The sequence below is a fragment of the Wohlfahrtiimonas sp. XWW7 genome, from assembly GCF_056716055.1.
Map to the genome: position 1 here is coordinate 1,780,813 of NZ_CP168032.1, position 16,702 is coordinate 1,797,514.

15 protein-coding genes are annotated in these 16,702 nt (G+C 35.6%); 11 read left to right on the plus strand and 4 right to left on the minus strand.

Annotated features, from left to right (window positions below; translation table 11 throughout):
• The first annotated feature begins 25 nt into the window (after positions 1-25).
• From ACA100_RS08515 to ACA100_RS08525, 3 genes are read left to right on the plus strand one after another with little or no spacing between them, the layout of a single operon-like run.
• The gene (locus tag ACA100_RS08515) at positions 26-1,234 is read left to right on the plus strand and encodes a 3-deoxy-D-manno-octulosonic acid transferase (protein WP_481077279.1); all 1,209 of its coding nucleotides are present in this window, start codon (positions 26-28) and stop codon (positions 1,232-1,234) included.
• A 2-nt stretch (positions 1,235-1,236) separates the two neighbouring features.
• Positions 1,237-1,947, plus strand: a complete 711-nt coding sequence (locus tag ACA100_RS08520; RefSeq protein WP_481077280.1) for a hypothetical protein — start codon at positions 1,237-1,239, stop codon at positions 1,945-1,947.
• 47 nt (positions 1,948-1,994) lie between these two features.
• A complete protein-coding gene (locus tag ACA100_RS08525; RefSeq protein ID WP_481077281.1) occupies positions 1,995-3,890 on the plus strand; it encodes a M48 family metalloprotease in 1,896 nt (631 codons plus the stop codon).
• A 420-nt stretch (positions 3,891-4,310) separates the two neighbouring features.
• On the opposite strand, the gene msrB is transcribed toward ACA100_RS08525, so the two are convergent.
• The 3 genes from msrB to ACA100_RS08540 all read right to left on the minus strand — a co-directional run bounded on the left by msrB (position 4,311) and on the right by ACA100_RS08540 (position 6,682).
• Entirely contained in the window at positions 4,311-4,742 is a 432-nt protein-coding gene (gene msrB, locus ACA100_RS08530; protein ID WP_481077282.1) for a peptide-methionine (R)-S-oxide reductase MsrB, read from the minus strand.
• A gap of 14 nt (positions 4,743-4,756) precedes the next feature.
• A complete protein-coding gene (locus ACA100_RS08535; protein ID WP_481077283.1) occupies positions 4,757-5,134 on the minus strand; it encodes a SirB2 family protein in 378 nt (125 codons plus the stop codon).
• Positions 5,135-5,215: 81 nt separating this feature from the next.
• Positions 5,216-6,682: a PucR family transcriptional regulator ligand-binding domain-containing protein gene (locus ACA100_RS08540; RefSeq protein WP_481077284.1), complete on the minus strand. Its 1,467-nt coding sequence runs from the start codon at positions 6,680-6,682 to the stop codon at positions 5,216-5,218.
• A gap of 293 nt (positions 6,683-6,975) precedes the next feature.
• Between ACA100_RS08540 and ACA100_RS08545 the strand changes: the two genes are divergently transcribed.
• From ACA100_RS08545 to ACA100_RS08555, 3 genes are all read left to right on the plus strand, one after another.
• Positions 6,976-8,280, plus strand: coding sequence for an aromatic amino acid transport family protein (locus ACA100_RS08545; protein WP_481079122.1), 1,305 nt, complete (start codon positions 6,976-6,978; stop codon positions 8,278-8,280).
• A gap of 64 nt (positions 8,281-8,344) precedes the next feature.
• Complete coding sequence (gabT, locus tag ACA100_RS08550) at positions 8,345-9,637, plus strand: 4-aminobutyrate--2-oxoglutarate transaminase (RefSeq protein ID WP_481077285.1); 1,293 nt, start codon at positions 8,345-8,347, stop codon at positions 9,635-9,637.
• A gap of 17 nt (positions 9,638-9,654) precedes the next feature.
• Positions 9,655-11,043 carry an NAD-dependent succinate-semialdehyde dehydrogenase gene (locus ACA100_RS08555; RefSeq protein WP_481077286.1) on the plus strand — a complete coding sequence of 463 codons (1,389 nt, stop codon included), beginning with the start codon at positions 9,655-9,657 and terminating at the stop codon, positions 11,041-11,043.
• A gap of 142 nt (positions 11,044-11,185) precedes the next feature.
• Here ACA100_RS08555 and ACA100_RS08560 read toward each other — a convergent pair whose 3' ends face one another.
• On the minus strand, positions 11,186-11,623 hold the full coding sequence (locus ACA100_RS08560; RefSeq protein WP_481077287.1) for a DNA polymerase III subunit chi: 438 nt from the start codon (positions 11,621-11,623) through the stop codon (positions 11,186-11,188).
• A gap of 113 nt (positions 11,624-11,736) precedes the next feature.
• Here ACA100_RS08560 and tgt point away from each other — a divergent pair, with 113 nt between their 5' ends.
• From tgt to ACA100_RS08585, 5 genes are all read left to right on the plus strand, one after another.
• Positions 11,737-12,846, plus strand: coding sequence for a tRNA guanosine(34) transglycosylase Tgt (tgt, locus tag ACA100_RS08565; protein WP_481077288.1), 1,110 nt, complete (start codon positions 11,737-11,739; stop codon positions 12,844-12,846).
• Positions 12,847-12,849: 3 nt separating this feature from the next.
• A complete protein-coding gene (gene lptF / locus ACA100_RS08570; protein ID WP_481077289.1) occupies positions 12,850-13,914 on the plus strand; it encodes an LPS export ABC transporter permease LptF in 1,065 nt (354 codons plus the stop codon).
• Positions 13,914-14,972: an LPS export ABC transporter permease LptG gene (gene lptG / locus ACA100_RS08575; RefSeq protein ID WP_481077290.1), complete on the plus strand. Its 1,059-nt coding sequence runs from the start codon at positions 13,914-13,916 to the stop codon at positions 14,970-14,972. The genes lptF and lptG overlap by 1 nt, the downstream gene beginning before the upstream one ends.
• 529 nt (positions 14,973-15,501) lie before the next feature.
• Positions 15,502-15,771: a hypothetical protein gene (locus ACA100_RS08580; RefSeq protein ID WP_481077291.1), complete on the plus strand. Its 270-nt coding sequence runs from the start codon at positions 15,502-15,504 to the stop codon at positions 15,769-15,771.
• 132 nt (positions 15,772-15,903) lie between these two features.
• Positions 15,904-16,623 (plus strand): hypothetical protein, encoded by a 720-nt coding sequence (locus ACA100_RS08585; protein WP_481077292.1) that lies wholly within the window; start codon positions 15,904-15,906, stop codon positions 16,621-16,623.
• The last annotated feature ends 79 nt before the right edge of the window (positions 16,624-16,702 follow it).

Below are 16,702 nucleotides of genomic sequence, written 5' to 3' on the forward strand. Positions count from 1 at the left end.
GTGGATCATACTGCCATGGGTTTTGTTGTTTCGTTATTTTAAAGATAAAAAATCAGGTCATGGTTTTCGTTATGGCTGGGAGCGTTTAGGTTTTACCAAAATGGCTCGTCCGCACGATATTATTTTACACGCGGTTTCTTTAGGTGAAGTGCGTGCTATGGCGCCATTAGTTTTTGAAATTCAAAAACAATTACCTGAGCTTAAGATTCTGATAACAACAACGACATTAACAGGACGAGCGCAAATCGAAAGAAGTTTTGGTGATACGGTTTCTATTGCTTTTTTGCCACATGATATTGGCTTTTTTACACGCAAATTTCTCAAAAAAATTGATCCTAAAATTTTAATGATTATGGAAACTGAAATTTGGCCGAACCTTTTAGATTCTTGTCAAAAACTGGGTATTGAAACATTTATTATTAGCGCGTGTTTGTCTGATCGTTCTCAAAAGGGATATGCAAAAATTCCTAAAACGATTCGTCAATTGCTGGGTCATGTGAATGTTATGGCGCAAACTGAAGAGGATAAAAAACGATTTTTATCTATCGGCGCACAGAATGTTTCTGTGATGGGGAATTTGAAGTACATCACTGTATTGCCAGAAGATTTTAATTGCAAAACTCAGAAATTAATCAAAGGTAAACGTAATTATCTATTGTGGTGCTTGGCGAGTAGCCATGAAAGCGAAGAAAAAATCATCATTGAGGCATTTAGAGAGATTCATCAAAAATATCCTCATGTGAAATTGGCAATCGCGCCTCGCCATCCAGAGCGTTTTACTGTCGTTGAAAGTCTGATTAAAGATTATGGCTACTGTTATCAAAAGCGTAGCGATACTACATTTGATGATTTTTCATTGGAAAAACATGATGTTTGGTTGTTGGATAGCATTGGTGAGTTGCTGTATCTTTACGGTGCAGCTGATTTAATCACCGTTGGTGGGAGTTTTGTGCCAATTGGTGGGCATAATATTTTAGAGCCTGCTTTTTTGAGTAAAGCGATTACAACAGGTCCATACATTGATAATATACAAGATATGGTGAATCAGTTCACACAACATAATGCTGTTATGGTATTAAATCCTAATCAATTATCCAGTAATGTGATTACACTCATTGAAGATAAAAGATTGCGTGATGAAATGGGTAATAATGCTCATGAATGTGTGATGCAGAATCAAAAATCTTTAAGTTATGTGATGGCAGAGCTTCGCGCTTGTCTAGAAAGGAGGTGAATGTGAAAGTTTTAATGCAAGATTTAAAGCAATTCTATATTCCGCCTTTGGCTAAATTATATTTTGAACGCATTGCTTTGGAGAAATTGGTTTTTAGAACACCATTATTTGTGCGTGTTTCTGATCCTGAAAGTTGGCGAGTCAAAGATTGTTATCATCAGCTTAAAAAATTATCTGCTGAATCTCTTAAAGTTCATCTGGAAAATTTAAATGCATATTTATCTTTAGATCAGAATGGCACAATTTTTGAAGGTAATAAGATTTTGTGTCTCAATGAGTCCATTCCTTATATTGAATGGCAATCAGAAACTGGTTTGTCTGCTTCAAGTGATTTGCTTGGTCAGCATAGTTTGTTCATAGATTTATTGGAATTTGAAAATGAATTGGATGATCTTGGGGAAGTGATCGCTACCTTGCAATCATTATTTAAAGAAAGATTGAAGATTGTTTTAATTGGTCCTTTTGAGTTATCTTTTTCTTTGGTGCAATTATATAACATTGTGGCCATTGATCCTGATAGAACAACAAATTTATCTTTTGCAGAGCGTTTTAAATTTAGAAATCGTAATGGTTTGACGCTTTTTAATTTTGGCAGCCGCCCTTATTTTTTAGTCAATCCTCAAGGAAAATTGAGTACATTTTTTACTAAACAAGAAAAGAAAGAGTTGATTAGTGAATTAGGGGAATATATTACGCCATCAATTGAATCATAGAACACTAAAAGTTGTCGTTGAGTTTTTTGTATTAGGAAAAGAATAAAATGAAAAACTGGGAAAATAGACGTTCATATCTGATTAATAGTTTCTTATTTGTATCTGCATTCTTATTGGTGTATTCAATTACATCCGTAGCTATGGGATTTGTATTGGCTTGGGCGACGCCAATCGATGCATGGATTTGGATTGTCATATGCAATGTATTTATGTTGATCATGGTTTGGACGAAGTTTGTGGAAATGCGTGCGGGCGTGGATTATGTTATGCAAAAATTAGGGGCAATTGAGATCAATCAATTTAACCAAAATCCAATTGTGGCTCGATACATGCAAGTGGTGACAGAAATGTCGATTGCTGCGGGAATTCCTCTGCCACGTTTATTCATTTTACCTTCCTATGACATTAATGCCTTTGCGATTGCAACAGGCAGAAAAGATACTGCGATTGCGGTGACGGAAGGTTCAATTAGCCGCTTAACTCGTTCGGAGTTGCAAGCATTAGTTGGGCATGAAATTAGTCATATATTGCATAAAGACCCGATTCTGAATTTTAAATTAATTGGTTGGTTATATGGTTTACAAAGCATTTATTTGTATGGCTATACGATGTTTAGCTTTTTTACTCGCCATTTTTTAGGTGACTTTGATACGATTAATCGTTTTTGTTTAGGTTATTCAATGAGAACGATTGGCGCAGGCTCTAGGGAATTTGGTGAAGGGAACAGTCTATTCCCAGTTTTTATTATATTCATCACAATGCCTGTCATTGTTTTGAGTCTTTTGATTATGTTTGTGGGGGCGATTGGCGCAATTTTTGCCAGGATCGTCAAAGCCATAATTTCAAGACAAAGAGAGTATTTAGCTGATGCTGAATCTGTACGTTTTGTTCGTGGTCGTTATATTGTGCAAGTTTTGGAAAAGATTGCATTATTAGAAGGTGATGAAGAGCAATACAATACAACGTCTATGGATGCAACACATCAGGAGTTTTCGCATTTTTATATACAAAATTATCATGAAAAAACCAGTATTTTTGACACGCATCCTCCAATTTTAAAGAGAATACGAAAAATTCAACCTACATATAGATGGCCGAGTGGCGGTACGGTTAAATTATTGGATCAAAAATTTGTGGATAGCTCGGAGAAATCGGATGAAGTTTTAGTGATGGCTTTGCATGATTATGCATCTAGTCGACAAAATAATGTGAGTCACAATATTGTAATTGAATTGGGTTTGGATCGCAGTAGTCAACTAATTTTTACTAAGTTGGCAAAATGCTACGCTGCATTTGTTACGCCACATGATTCTAAAACTCGTAGAGAGCAATTGGATTTCTTGCGTTCTAAGTTGTCGCCTCAGTTGTTTAAATATGTTTTAAATGAGTCTGATCGATTAGAAAAAATGACTGATTTGCAGCGGTTACAAGTTTTAACTGCTGAATTGCCTAAAATGGATCATCTAGCGAAATTCCAAATTCAAGATATAGAGAATATTTGTAAGACATTAATCGATATGGATAACAAAATCTCTTTGTCAGAGTATTGTATGATTTTAATTGTTCGCGTACATATTGCTAAAATTGGTCGATCAGAAGCTGTTGAGTATTCAGAACAGAATGATACGATCGCGATGCTTGCGGTGCCAATTGCCCAACTTTTAAGTATGACAACAACGATTGTATTTGCCCAGAAGCCTGAATCCGCAATGCGTTGCTACAATGATATTGTTGATTTTTTAAATATCGATATTCCTTACAATGGTGATTTGTGCTGGCAAACAGTATTTGATGAAACATTGCCTTTGATGAGAGGTTTGTCTATAGGTGCGCAATCACGATTGGAAGAGGTTTTTTTACAGCTTGGTAAATTACCTAAATTAAATTCAGAAGGGCAATGCATTCTATTCATTTTACAAAGAGCATTTAACTTTTTGTATTAGCGTACTATCGTAATAGATTTTTTGAATTGCATTTTTATTTAATAGTTTTCTTTAATTGCACAAGATTATCATTTTAATAAGTTAAATATATGTAACTAATTGATATAAATTTAGTGGATTTGATGCATTTTCTATATGTGAAATCATTATTATAAAAATTTATATTATAAAAAAGTCTCATTATCAAAATATTAAATGATGAATTTAGGGTGTATCATATGATTATATTGATAATCAATAGGTTATTTTTTATTAATGGATAAGTTACTATTCAGTGATTAATTATATTATTTAGACATATAGGGCTTGACCCATTACTATAGGAACTGTTACTTCTTAAGGCCTAATTAAGAAGTAACGTATTATAATTATTACTTAACGTTGACTCGCTAATGATTTGAAAGGATCATTAGCTTTTTTTTATTCTTGAAATAAGAACAGCCAGCGATTATAGCCTAATTTTTCCATTTCGGAAAGAGGTATGAATCGCAATGCAGCACCATTAACACAATGGCGTAAACCTCCCATTTCTATTGGTCCATCAGGAAAGATGTGTCCTAAATGAGAGTCGGCATTTGGGCTTCTAATTTCTGTTCTGATCATGCCATGGCTATGATCTTTGATCATAACTAAATCAGCTAGAGCCCGACTGAATGATGGCCAGCCACAACCTGCATCAAATTTGTCTTTGGATGAGTAAAGCGCTTCGCCGCTCACAATATCAACATAAATGCCATCTTCATAGAAATCATTATATTCACTTGTGAATGGTCGTTCTGTACCATTTTCTTGTGTGACATGATACTGCATGTCCGTCAAAGTTTCTTTGAGATGTTTTTTGTCAATAGTCATAATTTACTCAGTGATTAAAATGGTTTTGAGATGGCTAAATAAATCATTGCACCCACAGAAAACATCGCTAAACCGTAACCGATGAAAGCTTTAGGTGAGCGAGCAGGTGATTTGATTGCCATAAAGCCAAAGCCAATATATACCAGTAATAAGATTAGCTTTAAACCTAGCCAGTTAGCATTCACAAAAGGAATATATTTAACTGTATAAGCCATCATCGCGCCTGTAATTAGAAGTAAGGTATCGTTGATGTGGGGAACAATACGAAATATTTTATGTAATGATTTTTCAGGTGTAATTTGTTTCCAGAAGAATCTGAAGTTTAATAATAACAGTGTGATGACAACAAATAATAGATGAGAATGTTTCATCGCAGTGTAAAAAGCAGACATGTTAGCCTCAAAAGAAAGTAAATTAGAAGATGACGAATCAATATTAGTACATTTTTAACAATATGGGGGTGATTGCCTATTTTATTCTTCAATGATGCCTAAAATTTCCCCTGCTTTTAATGCTATCCAAAGTTCGACGATATCTGCGGTAGAATTGAGTTGGCGCTGTGTCATTTCTTGAATTTTTTGCACTCGATATACTAATGTTTGTTTATGAATGTGTAGAATCTTAGCTGTTTTTTCCCAAGCTCGATCATTTTCTAAGAAAGCTTTGAGTGTGTGAATATAGCGCGTATTTTTATTTTGATCATGGGAATATAGCGCGCCAAGATTGAAGTCGAATATGCGTTGTGCTTCTTCAATGCTTTTGGGCAGTGTTTGGTGAGAATAGTTCTGTTGTGAATAATGTTGCACTGAAAATTCGGCAGAGCAGTTTTTATAAGCCAATGAAGCTTCTTGAAAAGCATCTTGGATGCGTTGTGTTTTTTTAATGACATCGCTGATGCCCACCAATGGGAATAATTGTTGCAATTTAGGTAGATGATCTTCTTCAGCCAATAATATGATTTTGTCTTTTTTGAATGAAACCAAACCATTAATGCCGTATTTGAAAAGTATCTTTTTATAGTTAATGTTTTCTTGTGGCTCTGCAATCAATAAAATGCTCTGTTGAATATTCAGGTGAAAACTGGGTAATTTTTTTTCGATATAAGCATCGCTGACATTATCATTGAGAATATCTTCTAAGAATTCACCACTTTGTGTAATATTTTGATAGAAATACTCTTTTTTGCTCTCGATGTATAAACTAAAGATCAACGCGAGATTTTGTAGTAAATCTCTGCTGATATTGTTATCAGCAATGATTAATGTAAAACCTTGTGCTTTTAATGGCACTGTGTGCAATGTTACGGCAGATTTCTGATAGATTTTTTGAATCTCTGTGGCGTTAAAGTCAAAATCTAGTAGGCGCCCTTGAATTTCTGGTGGTGTTGCTTCGCAATTAAATAGAGCCTCTGTGGGATTATCAATATTAATCAGATAAATTGGCATGTTCAATAAATTATGAATTCTATTCAATAAATCTTTAACATTATGTTCTTTAATGAGTTCTTTAGTATGTTCGTACAATAATCTGCTTAATTGTTGATTGATCAGATCCTTATTGTCTTTATTAGCTTCGTGAACAATTCGCGCAATTTCAATGAAGGGCGTATGGTAATCAATAGATAGTACAGGAAATTGGTTCTCATTGGCGACTTCAATTAATGTGCTTAAATCTTTCGGGGCACTCATATTATCGGAAATCATCAGTCCTGCTAAATCAGCATCAATGATTCTTTGTATGTAGGCTTTTTGTTTATCAGCTGTTTTGGGAATGCCTAATCCTGTTGTCATAATCAGATAATTAGCCTGAACCCATTCGCTGGGATTTTCTAATTCTGATGTATGAGCCCATACAATATGTTTATCTATTACATTGTTTTCACTGATTAATTTTATTTTCAGTTCAGGCATAGTCAATAGATTTCTAACAGTTAGCTGCATAAATGACCTTTTGTGATTGTTTCATACGATCGTATGAATTTATCATAAATTTCATTATTTTTATCTAATTGTTATGAATAAGAGAACCATCTACTATTGAATCAATCAGTCATTTTGTGAAATTTAATGAGGAGGTTGAATCAGAAGTTGTTGTAAGTTGTTTGAAATTAATCATTGCAAAAATCAAGTGAGACTTCATATCTACTACAAGTAGGACAATAATACTAAAAGAAGCTCGCGTAAAAGGAACCAAGGAGAGGAACATGAGTTTAGGCAGTACTGAAGGTTTAGCTATGCCTTCTAATGATTTTGCGCGTGCAAAATCAACAGAGCGAGAGAGTAACGAAGTAACAGCAACATTGGTCACAAAAAAATTAACACTGCTTGAAGGTGTTGCGATGATCGTGGGTACAAACATCGGTGCGGGTGTTTTGGCCATTCCATATGCTTCTAGAAATTCAGGATTTTTGCCACTATTTTTATGGTTAATTGTGATTGGTATTATCACAACGATCACGATGCTTTATGTGGCAGAATCGTCTTTACGCACAAAATCACATTTTCAATTAAGTGGTCTTGCTCGTAAATATGTTGGCAAGATCGGCTCATGGTTAATTTTTATCTCAATTTTTGCGAATACTACAGGGGCGCTCATTGCATATATGGCAGGCAGTGGCCGATTAATTAATCAATTGTTTGGCATTCCGAATCAGTTTGGTAGTTTGATTTTTGCGGTACCAGCCATCGGAATTTTATATGTGGGGTTAAAAGCTATTGGGAAAGGCGGTAAATACATCAGCATGGCGATGGTTGCGTTGATCATTATTTTATCCCTTGCAACTGTTTTTAATGTGAATACTAAAATTGAGAACTTAATGGAAGGCCAATGGTCTTACATGATTCCTATCATCTATTTAGTCGTATTCGCCTATTCAGCGCAGTACATTGTGCCAGAAATTGCACGTGGTTTAGCGCATAAACCTAAAGAATTGCCAAAAGCAATTATCATAGGAATGCTATGTACCTTTGTTTTGTTGTCAACAGTTGCATTATCTGTGATCTCATTGGCTGGCATTAATGATGTGGATGAAATTGCCACAATTACTTGGGGAAAATATTTAGGTTCATGGGCTGCATTATCAGCTAACTTATTCGCCTTGTGTGCAATGCTGACATCTTATTGGGGATTAGGCGGTAGCTATTTCACGAATATTTTTGACCAATTCAAATTAGGTCCAGAAACAAATAAGTTAAGACGTTTGATAGTTTTAGCAATTATTTCTCTTCCGCCTTTCTTCTTGGCATATAAAGAGATGGTTTCATTTGGTCGTGCGCTTGAATTCGCAGGTGCTGTAGGCGGAGTGATCTTGGCAATTCTTCCGATTTTAATGTTAAGAAATGCGCGTAAATACGGTGATATTACGCCAGAATGGCAGTGTAATCGCATGATCACTAGCCCAATTGTTCAAACCATTATTGTTTTACTGTATAGCTTTGCCGCGCTCTATGCTGTGTGTGATTTGCTATATAACATTGATTTGTTACCGACATCTGTAGAAGAGATGTTGATCAGCTTGAATGTGTTTGTTCCTAAATAACTTTATCTACTAATCATTCAACCATTTTTAAGTTCATTTATATTTTATTTGTAGGAGATTTATCGTGAGTAATTTACAAGCATTGCGTGAAAAATACGTTGCTCGTGGTGTTAGCACTGGCAATTTGAATGTTGCTGTGACAGCAAAAAATGCAACAGTTGTGATGGAAGATGGTAGGGAATATATCGATTTTGCAGGGGCAATCGGTGTCATGAACGTGGGTCACAGCCATCCGAAAGTAATTGAAGCAGTTAAGGCGCAATTGGAACATTTCACACATCCTGGTTTCAATGTTGTGATGTATGAAGGCTATATTCAGGTCTGTAAAAGATTATGTGAAATTACAGCAGGTGATCATGAAAAGAAAGCAATCTTATTAAATTCAGGTGCTGAAGCTGTAGAAAACGCTGTGAAAATTGCGCGTCGTTTTACAGGTAAATCGGGCGTTGTTGTATTTAACCGTGCATTCCATGGTCGTACAAATTTAACAATGGGCATGACAAGTAAAGTTAAGCCTTATAAAGAAGGCTTTGGTCCATTCAATTCAGATGTTTTCCAAGCACCATTCCCGTTCACTTATGAACGTCCACAAGGCATGAGCGAAGATCAATATATTGATGGTGTGATTGCAGCTTTTGATGAATTCTTTAGAGGTACAACTTGCCCAAGTATGGTTGCTTGTGTGGTGATGGAGCCTGTTCAAGGTGAAGGTGGATTTATTGTTCCTCCAAAACGCTTTGTTGAGCATGTTTATAATTTCTGTCAAGCAAATGACATTGTGTTTGTGGCGGATGAAATCCAAGCAGGTTTCAGTCGTACAGGTAAATTATTTGCAATGGAACATTTCGGTATCGTGCCTGATTTGATGACAACATCTAAATCACTTGCAGCAGGTATGCCGTTAAGTGCTGTTGTGGGTCGTGCGGAGATCGTTAATGAACCAACAGCAGGTCAGTTGGGTGGAACATTTGCAGGTAATCCATTGGCTTGTGCTGCTGCATTGGCTGTAATGGATATTGTTGAAGAAGAAAAACTGAATGAAAAATCTGAAATCTTGGGTGCAAAATTAGAAGCATTCTTGGTTGATCTACAAAAAACGCATACTTATATTGGTGATATTCGCCGTTTAGGTGCGATGGTGGCAGCTGAATTAACAGATCCTGCAACTGGTTTACCAGATGCAAAACGTACAGCCATCATTACTAAATATGCAAATGATAATGGCTTATTATTGTTGTCAGCGGGCTTAAATTATAATGTTATTCGCTTCTTATCTCCATTAACAATCAGTGACGAAGAATTGGCGAAAGGTTTGGCGATTTTAGAAGCTGGCTTCGTAGAAGCAAGCAAAAACTAAGAAAGGATCATAGTTCAATGAATGAATTGAAAGTTTATAATCCTGCAACAGGTGATCTATTGGCAACTTTGCCAATGGACACTCAGGATGAAATTGTTGCAAAGTTAAAGGCAGGTCATGATGCATTAGCTGCTTGGCGCAATACTTCTGCTTATGAGCGTTCTGCTTTGATTTCAAAATGGGCGGATTTAATCATTCAGCATAAAGAATCCATTGCAAAAATCATGACGGAAGAAAATGGCAAGCCGTACAAAGAATCGTTGGGTGAAGTTGCTTATGCTGTGAGTTATTTAACTTGGTATGCAGAAGAAGCTAAACGCATTTATGGTCGCACGATTCCAGCAGGTTCAACAAGCAAACGTATTGTTGTAACTCGTCAAGGCGTTGGTTTAGTAGCGGCAATTACGCCATGGAATTTTCCAGCTGCAATGATGACGCGTAAAGCAGGGCCAGCATTGGCAGCGGGTTGTACTTTCATCGTTAAACCAGCTGAGGATACACCATTGACGATGATTCGTTTAGTGGAATTAGCACATGAAGCAGGGATTCCAAAAGATGTTGTGCAATGTGTGATTGGTGAAGGTGCTAAAGTTGGGCCTATATTTACAGAAAGTAAATATGTGCGCAAAATTACTTTCACAGGCTCAACGCCTGTTGGTAAACGCTTGATCAGTGAAAGTTCAAATACAGTTAAGCATGTTTCTATGGAGTTGGGTGGACATGCGCCATTCATTATCTGTGAAGATGCGGACATTGATTTTGTGATCGGGCAAGCGATTGCTTCTAAGTTTCGTAATGCGGGCCAAACTTGCGTATGTGCTAATCGTTTTATTGTTCATAAAAATGTATTGGCTGAGTTCAGTGAAAAATTTGCAGCAGCAGCAAAGGCCTTGAAAGTTGGCAATGGTATGGATGAAAGTACTGATATTGGTCCTTTAATCAATCAAAAAGGCTTTGATAAAGTTGCAGCACAAATTGAAGATGCAAAATCTAAAGGCGCTTCAGTGTTGGCAGGTGGCAATGTGATTGTGGATACAGAGAAAAATACTTTCTTTGTTGAACCAACAGTATTGGGCGATGTGACATTGGATATGGATATTATGTCCGATGAAACATTTGGCCCTGTTGCCCCGATTATTAGCTTTGAATCCATCGATGAAGCTTTGGAAATCGCAAATGGTACGCCATTTGGCTTAGCAGCTTACTATTTCACGAATAATTACAAGCAAGGTATCTATCTGCAAGATAACTTGGATTTCGGCATTATTGGTTGGAATGATGGTTTACCAAGTGCTGCTCAAGTGCCATTTGGTGGATTTAAAGAGAGCGGCTTGGGTCGTGAAGGTGGTATTGAAGGGATTGAACCTTATTTAGAAACTAAGTATTTATCCATCGGTAATCTATAGGTCATACTTGTAAAATATAATATTAGAAGCACTATGCACAGCTGATGTATAGTGCTTTTTTTATGTTAAAGCGTTGAGCATAATTGAAGGCAGAGGAATGGGAATAAAGGATCATGTTCTGTGATATTTATGATGATTGATTTTATCTAGCGAGCTTAATTGTTTTAGGCTCTATGCCATGTTTGCGATAAAACTTGAAGCGCTCTCGTCCTTTGGCTAAATATTCTGGCTCGTTGTAAAGAATCTCAATAATACGATTATAATCATTAAAATGTTCAGGCACTTGATCAGCCAATTGAATCAATAAGTCTTTTTGAGGCGAACTTGGCTCAAAGCTAGCTAAAATGATAGGGTCAATATCATCCACTTCATCATCGCTGCTCACTAAAACATGTGGAATGAAACTTGTTTCAGAAAATGACCATAAATAGTCATCAATCGGTTGTAAAATTTGAGGATGATTGCTGTGAATCAGCACTTGATTTTCTGCTTCATGGGCTTTGATTGTTAATTGTACGACTGTTTTATAAAACTCATTGATATTGCTGCTTTCTAATACATAAAAAGATACGTTTGGCATAATTCATTCACAAAATAAAAGCATTGTATGAAGTTTTTCTGAAAAAATCAGGATTAAAGGTTAAAATCGTCGGTTTATATTTATTCCTATTGTAGATTAGGACATTAGAATTCATGGAATTTTCATTATTATCGACAGATGGCAATGCTCGCCGTGGTCGATTGACATTTGAAAGAGGCGTTGTTGAAACGCCAATCTTTATGCCAGTAGGTACAATTGCTACTGTTAAAGGCTTAACGCCGAAGAATTTATTAGAAGCCAATGCTCAAATCATTTTGGGTAATACATTCCATTTATGGTTGCGCCCAGGATTGGATGTGATTAATGCGCATGGTGATTTACATGACTTCATGAAATGGGATAAACCGATTTTAACGGATTCAGGCGGTTTCCAAGTGTTTTCATTGGCAGAGCTTCGTAAAATCACAGAAGAAGGTGTCACATTTAGATCGCCATTTGATGGTCGTAAATGTTTTTTAGATCCTGAAACATCCATGGAAATCCAACGTCGTTTAGGTTCTGATATTGTCATGGCATTCGATGAATGTACACCCTATCCTGCGGATTATGAAACGGCACGTAAATCGATGGAAATGTCCATGCGCTGGGCAAAACGTTCCAAAGATGCTTTTGAAGGTAATCCGAATGCATTGTTTGGAATCATTCAAGGCGGGATGCATGAAGAATTAAGAACACGTTCAGTTGACGCATTGTTAGATATTGATTTCCATGGTTATGCAGTAGGCGGTTTGGCCGTTGGTGAGCCAATGGAAGAGCGTCATCGTATTTTGGAGCATTTAACACCACAAATGCGTGCAGATAAACCACGTTATTTAATGGGCGTTGGTAAGCCTGAAGATTTGGTGGAAGGCGTAGCACGCGGTATTGATATGTTTGACTGTGTAATGCCAACGCGTAATGCTCGCAATGGCCATTTGTTTACGCGTTTTGGTGATGTTCGTATTCGTAATGAAAAATACAAATTTGATACCAGTCCAGTGGACCCAAGCTGTACATGTTATACATGTCAGAATTTCTCACGCAGTTATTTGCGTCATTTGGATAAAACAAAAGAGCTTTTGGGCGCACATTTAAACAGTATCCATAATATTCATTACTACTTACAATTGATGCAAGAAGTTCGTGATAGTTTAGATGCAGGCAAATTCCAAGAATTTAAACGCAAGTTCTATAGCGATCGTCAAACCTTGTCTAAGGAATAATAGATGCGCATTATCCGCCACTATATCTCAAAGGAGATACTGTTCACATTCAGTGCAACATTAGTTGTACTTTTGGCCATTTTATTGGTGCAGCGTTTAGCGTTGATGCTTAATGAAGTGATGAGTGGCGGAATTTCTCCAAATGTTATTTTATCAATGATTGGCATACAGGTTTTGCGTTTTGTGGCAGAACTGGTGCCGTTGAGTTTTCTTTTAGCATCGATCGTAGCATTTGGGCGATTATATAAAGATTCAGAAATGACGGCGATGTTTGCTTTAGGTATGCCGTTATCTACCTTGTATCGACTGTTATTTCAACTTGCTATGCCATTGGCGGCAATTTTACTTTTGTTGAATTTTTTCTTGATTCCGCATTTTTCGCTTCGCTTCCATGATATACAGCAACAAGCACGAGAAGAAGCGCAATTAACAATAGTGAAAGCAGGGACTTTTAAAGAATTATCGCGTGGGAAAAATATCGTTTATACGCGTGAAATTTCTGATGATCAGCAACAAATCAAAGATGTCTTCATTAAAACTTTAGGCAATGCTGGTGAATATGCCATTACGTTGGCTAAAACAGGTCGGCAAGAGATTGAGCCTCAGTCAGGCGCACGATTTTTGGTTTTGAATGATGGTAAGCGTTATACATTTGCCAAAGATGGCTCGATAGATATTTTAGAATATGAAGAGATTATTTTAAGATTAGATGGTAGCGGAGAAAATGTCATACCTAAAATGGCTGCATTTTCAACAAGTGAAATTACTAGTAATTTAGGAAATGTATTATATCAGCGTGAGTTTGAGCGACGCTTTTCGTCAGCGATTAGCATATTAGTTTTGGTTGTGATGATTCCTGCATTGGCTCATTCTGGGCCAAGACAAGGGCGATTTGGTAATTTATTGGCGGCAATCTTTATTTATGTGATCTATTTTAACTTATTGAATCTAGCTCAAACATGGATGCGAAAAGGAATGTTGCCATCATGGTTAGGATTATGGTGGGTGCATGTTGTAATGTTGGCAGGCGCAGCTGTGATTGCATATCGATTCAGTAAGCGGATGTAATGATGATAAAAATAGATCGCTATATTTTATGGACAACTTTTATCACTGTGATTGGCAGTTTGGTATTGCTATCGATCATTGAGACATTTTTTACATTTTTAAATGAACTTGGAGATGTTGGGCCAGAGAATTACCAAGTTTCTGATGTTCTGTTGTATCTTTTATATGATTTGCCTGTGCGTTTAAATCGCATGATCCCAATGGGATTATTATTGGGTATTTTGATTGGATTGGGTCAGCTAGCATCTACTAATGAATTAACAGTAATGCGCGCAGCTAGTTTGAGTAAATTCAGAATATTGCGTGGCGCCATTTTCACTGTCATTATCATGAGTATATTTTCAATTTTTCTGAGTGAAAGTGTGATTCCAGAAAGTTCTGTTAAAGCAGAATCTTATCAAAATAAGCAGAACAATAAAGGTGTTGTTCAGGATGGCTTTTGGGCAATATCTAATGCGGAAATTTTAAATGTATCTGCGATTCATGATGGTGATTTAAAAAATATCACGATGTTTGATATAGAAGGGCAAACGATTAAAAATATCATTCAAGCACCAGAGGCAAGTTTAAATCGCCGTGATTGGGTGATGTCAGATGTGACAACGATGACATTTAATGAAGGGGAAATTGCTCGGTCATCTCAAGAACATGTGACATTTCCCAATTTAATTGATCAAAAGATTTTAGATGCCTTGATTGCGAAACCTGAAAACTTATCCATTAAAAATTTATGGCGCTTCATTCGTTATATGGATGATAATGGCTTAGATAGTGCAGAATATCGTTTGGCATTTTGGACGAAAGTTTTTAGCCCATTAATGAATTTTGTAATGCTTGTCATTGTTGCACCATTGATCTTCTCACAAAACCGCCAAGGTAATTTAGGGATGCGGATTTTCTTAGGTATTATGATTGGTTTGATCATTTATCTCGCGACAAGAATTCTAAGTCATACAATATTGATTTTCGGCTATCCACCCATTGCTGGTGCAATTTTGCCGATCATTGTGGCATTAGTGATAGCCTTTATATTATTTAAGTTTGTGGCATCCAAATAATTCTACTCAAAATTTCTTTTGTACATAGCTTTATAATATCGGATGTGTGGAAAAATCATTTTTAATTCAGAGCTTATCGAGTTATGCTTTGGCAGATCTATGTAGCATATTTAAAGTTAATAAGAGTACAGTGTACTCTCACCGTAAACTCATAAATTATCATCTTAAAACTTTCAGACAGTCATTATGCCAGTGAAATATTTATGAATTTCTGTGGTGCTATAATATAAGCAAAGTCTAAGTCGTTGCAGTAATTGTTGGGATAATGAGCTAATGGAAAGATTCTTCAATAGTTTAAAATAGAATGGGTGGCAAAATCAGATTGCTTATCATTATCTATTTAAAGTTCAATTCATGGCTATTACAATCAGCTTATGTCTCATCAGTGCCATGATGGATTATCACAGAATCAACGAGAAATATTATTAGCAAACACCTCTATTATAATGAGGTCTGAAATTAGTTGACCACTATAGGAAGCCTTCTTGTATAATTTTGTATTTCAACTAAGTAAATAAAGGAATACTATATGAATGATGATGACAAGATGGCCTTAGAGCAATTAGAAAAGGTTATTAATGGAGATATTGAGCCTTCATTCAATTTTGATGTTCATTCAGAAGTTAATATACATTTAACAAAGTATACTGATAAAGAACTAGCTTTGGTGGGTAATATAATAGAGGATTGCATGGAAAATATACCAACTGTAAAAATTGGATCTAAATTAGTTGAGGCAATTATAGATGAGAGAATGAATGATATATTTACGAGTGAAGATCTATTTAAGAATAGATAACTAGGGTTATTTTATATTGAAAATGCTGTAAGTTTTCATATAATACTGCACTCATAATATTTGCTTATGAAATTATATATTAATTAATAAAAATTATCATATCGTTATAATTGTTAAAAAAGGAATGGTTGAATGTTGCAAATCCCTCTTATAATTTCTGGAGGCATTTTTATTGGAAAATTAACTGTAAAACGAATAGTAGAAGGTAAAGTTACAGAGTCGATTCATGAAGGAATAAATAAGTCTGTATTGGAAATAAATAAAGTTTTTATATCATTAGAACTGGTTCAGTTGACAAATGTGATCATTAATGCAGCCCTGCTACTTTTGGGTGTATATGTCCTGCCATTATTTGCAAACAAAGATACTGTAATATTTACTGTTTGTTCTATTTATTTCTCTTCAGTCCTATATGGGGCATGGCAAGCAATAAAAAAGATTCCTGAATTTTTATTGTTTATCTTTCATTACAAAGGAAATATTAAACAATATATTTATGACAAAATATACAATGAGGTATACAGAGAAGCCAACAATAAAATTAAAGAGTTATCATTCTTTTCAAAATTAATGAATGATTGGTTTGGGCAAAGTGCTAGTGAAGTTGCATATACAATCACAAGGGGGTCTTTTAATAGAACTTTAACAAAAATCATTTGGACTTTAATTCGTTTAATTATTGTTCTTAGTATTTATATAATTGTTTTTAGATTATTTATTGTTCCTGAAATGATTAGTACTACAATTGATTTTACTTGGTATCAAGCCTTTTTATATCCTTTTGTGTTTAGTTTTGATTTTTTGTTTGATACTCAGATAGCTAGTTCTTTATTTACAAATTCAATAGGTTAAAGAAATAAACAGAATTTTTTTTTAATAAGTTTAGATTGAGTGTGAAATAGTATCAATAAAAAACCTGCCGAAGCAGGTT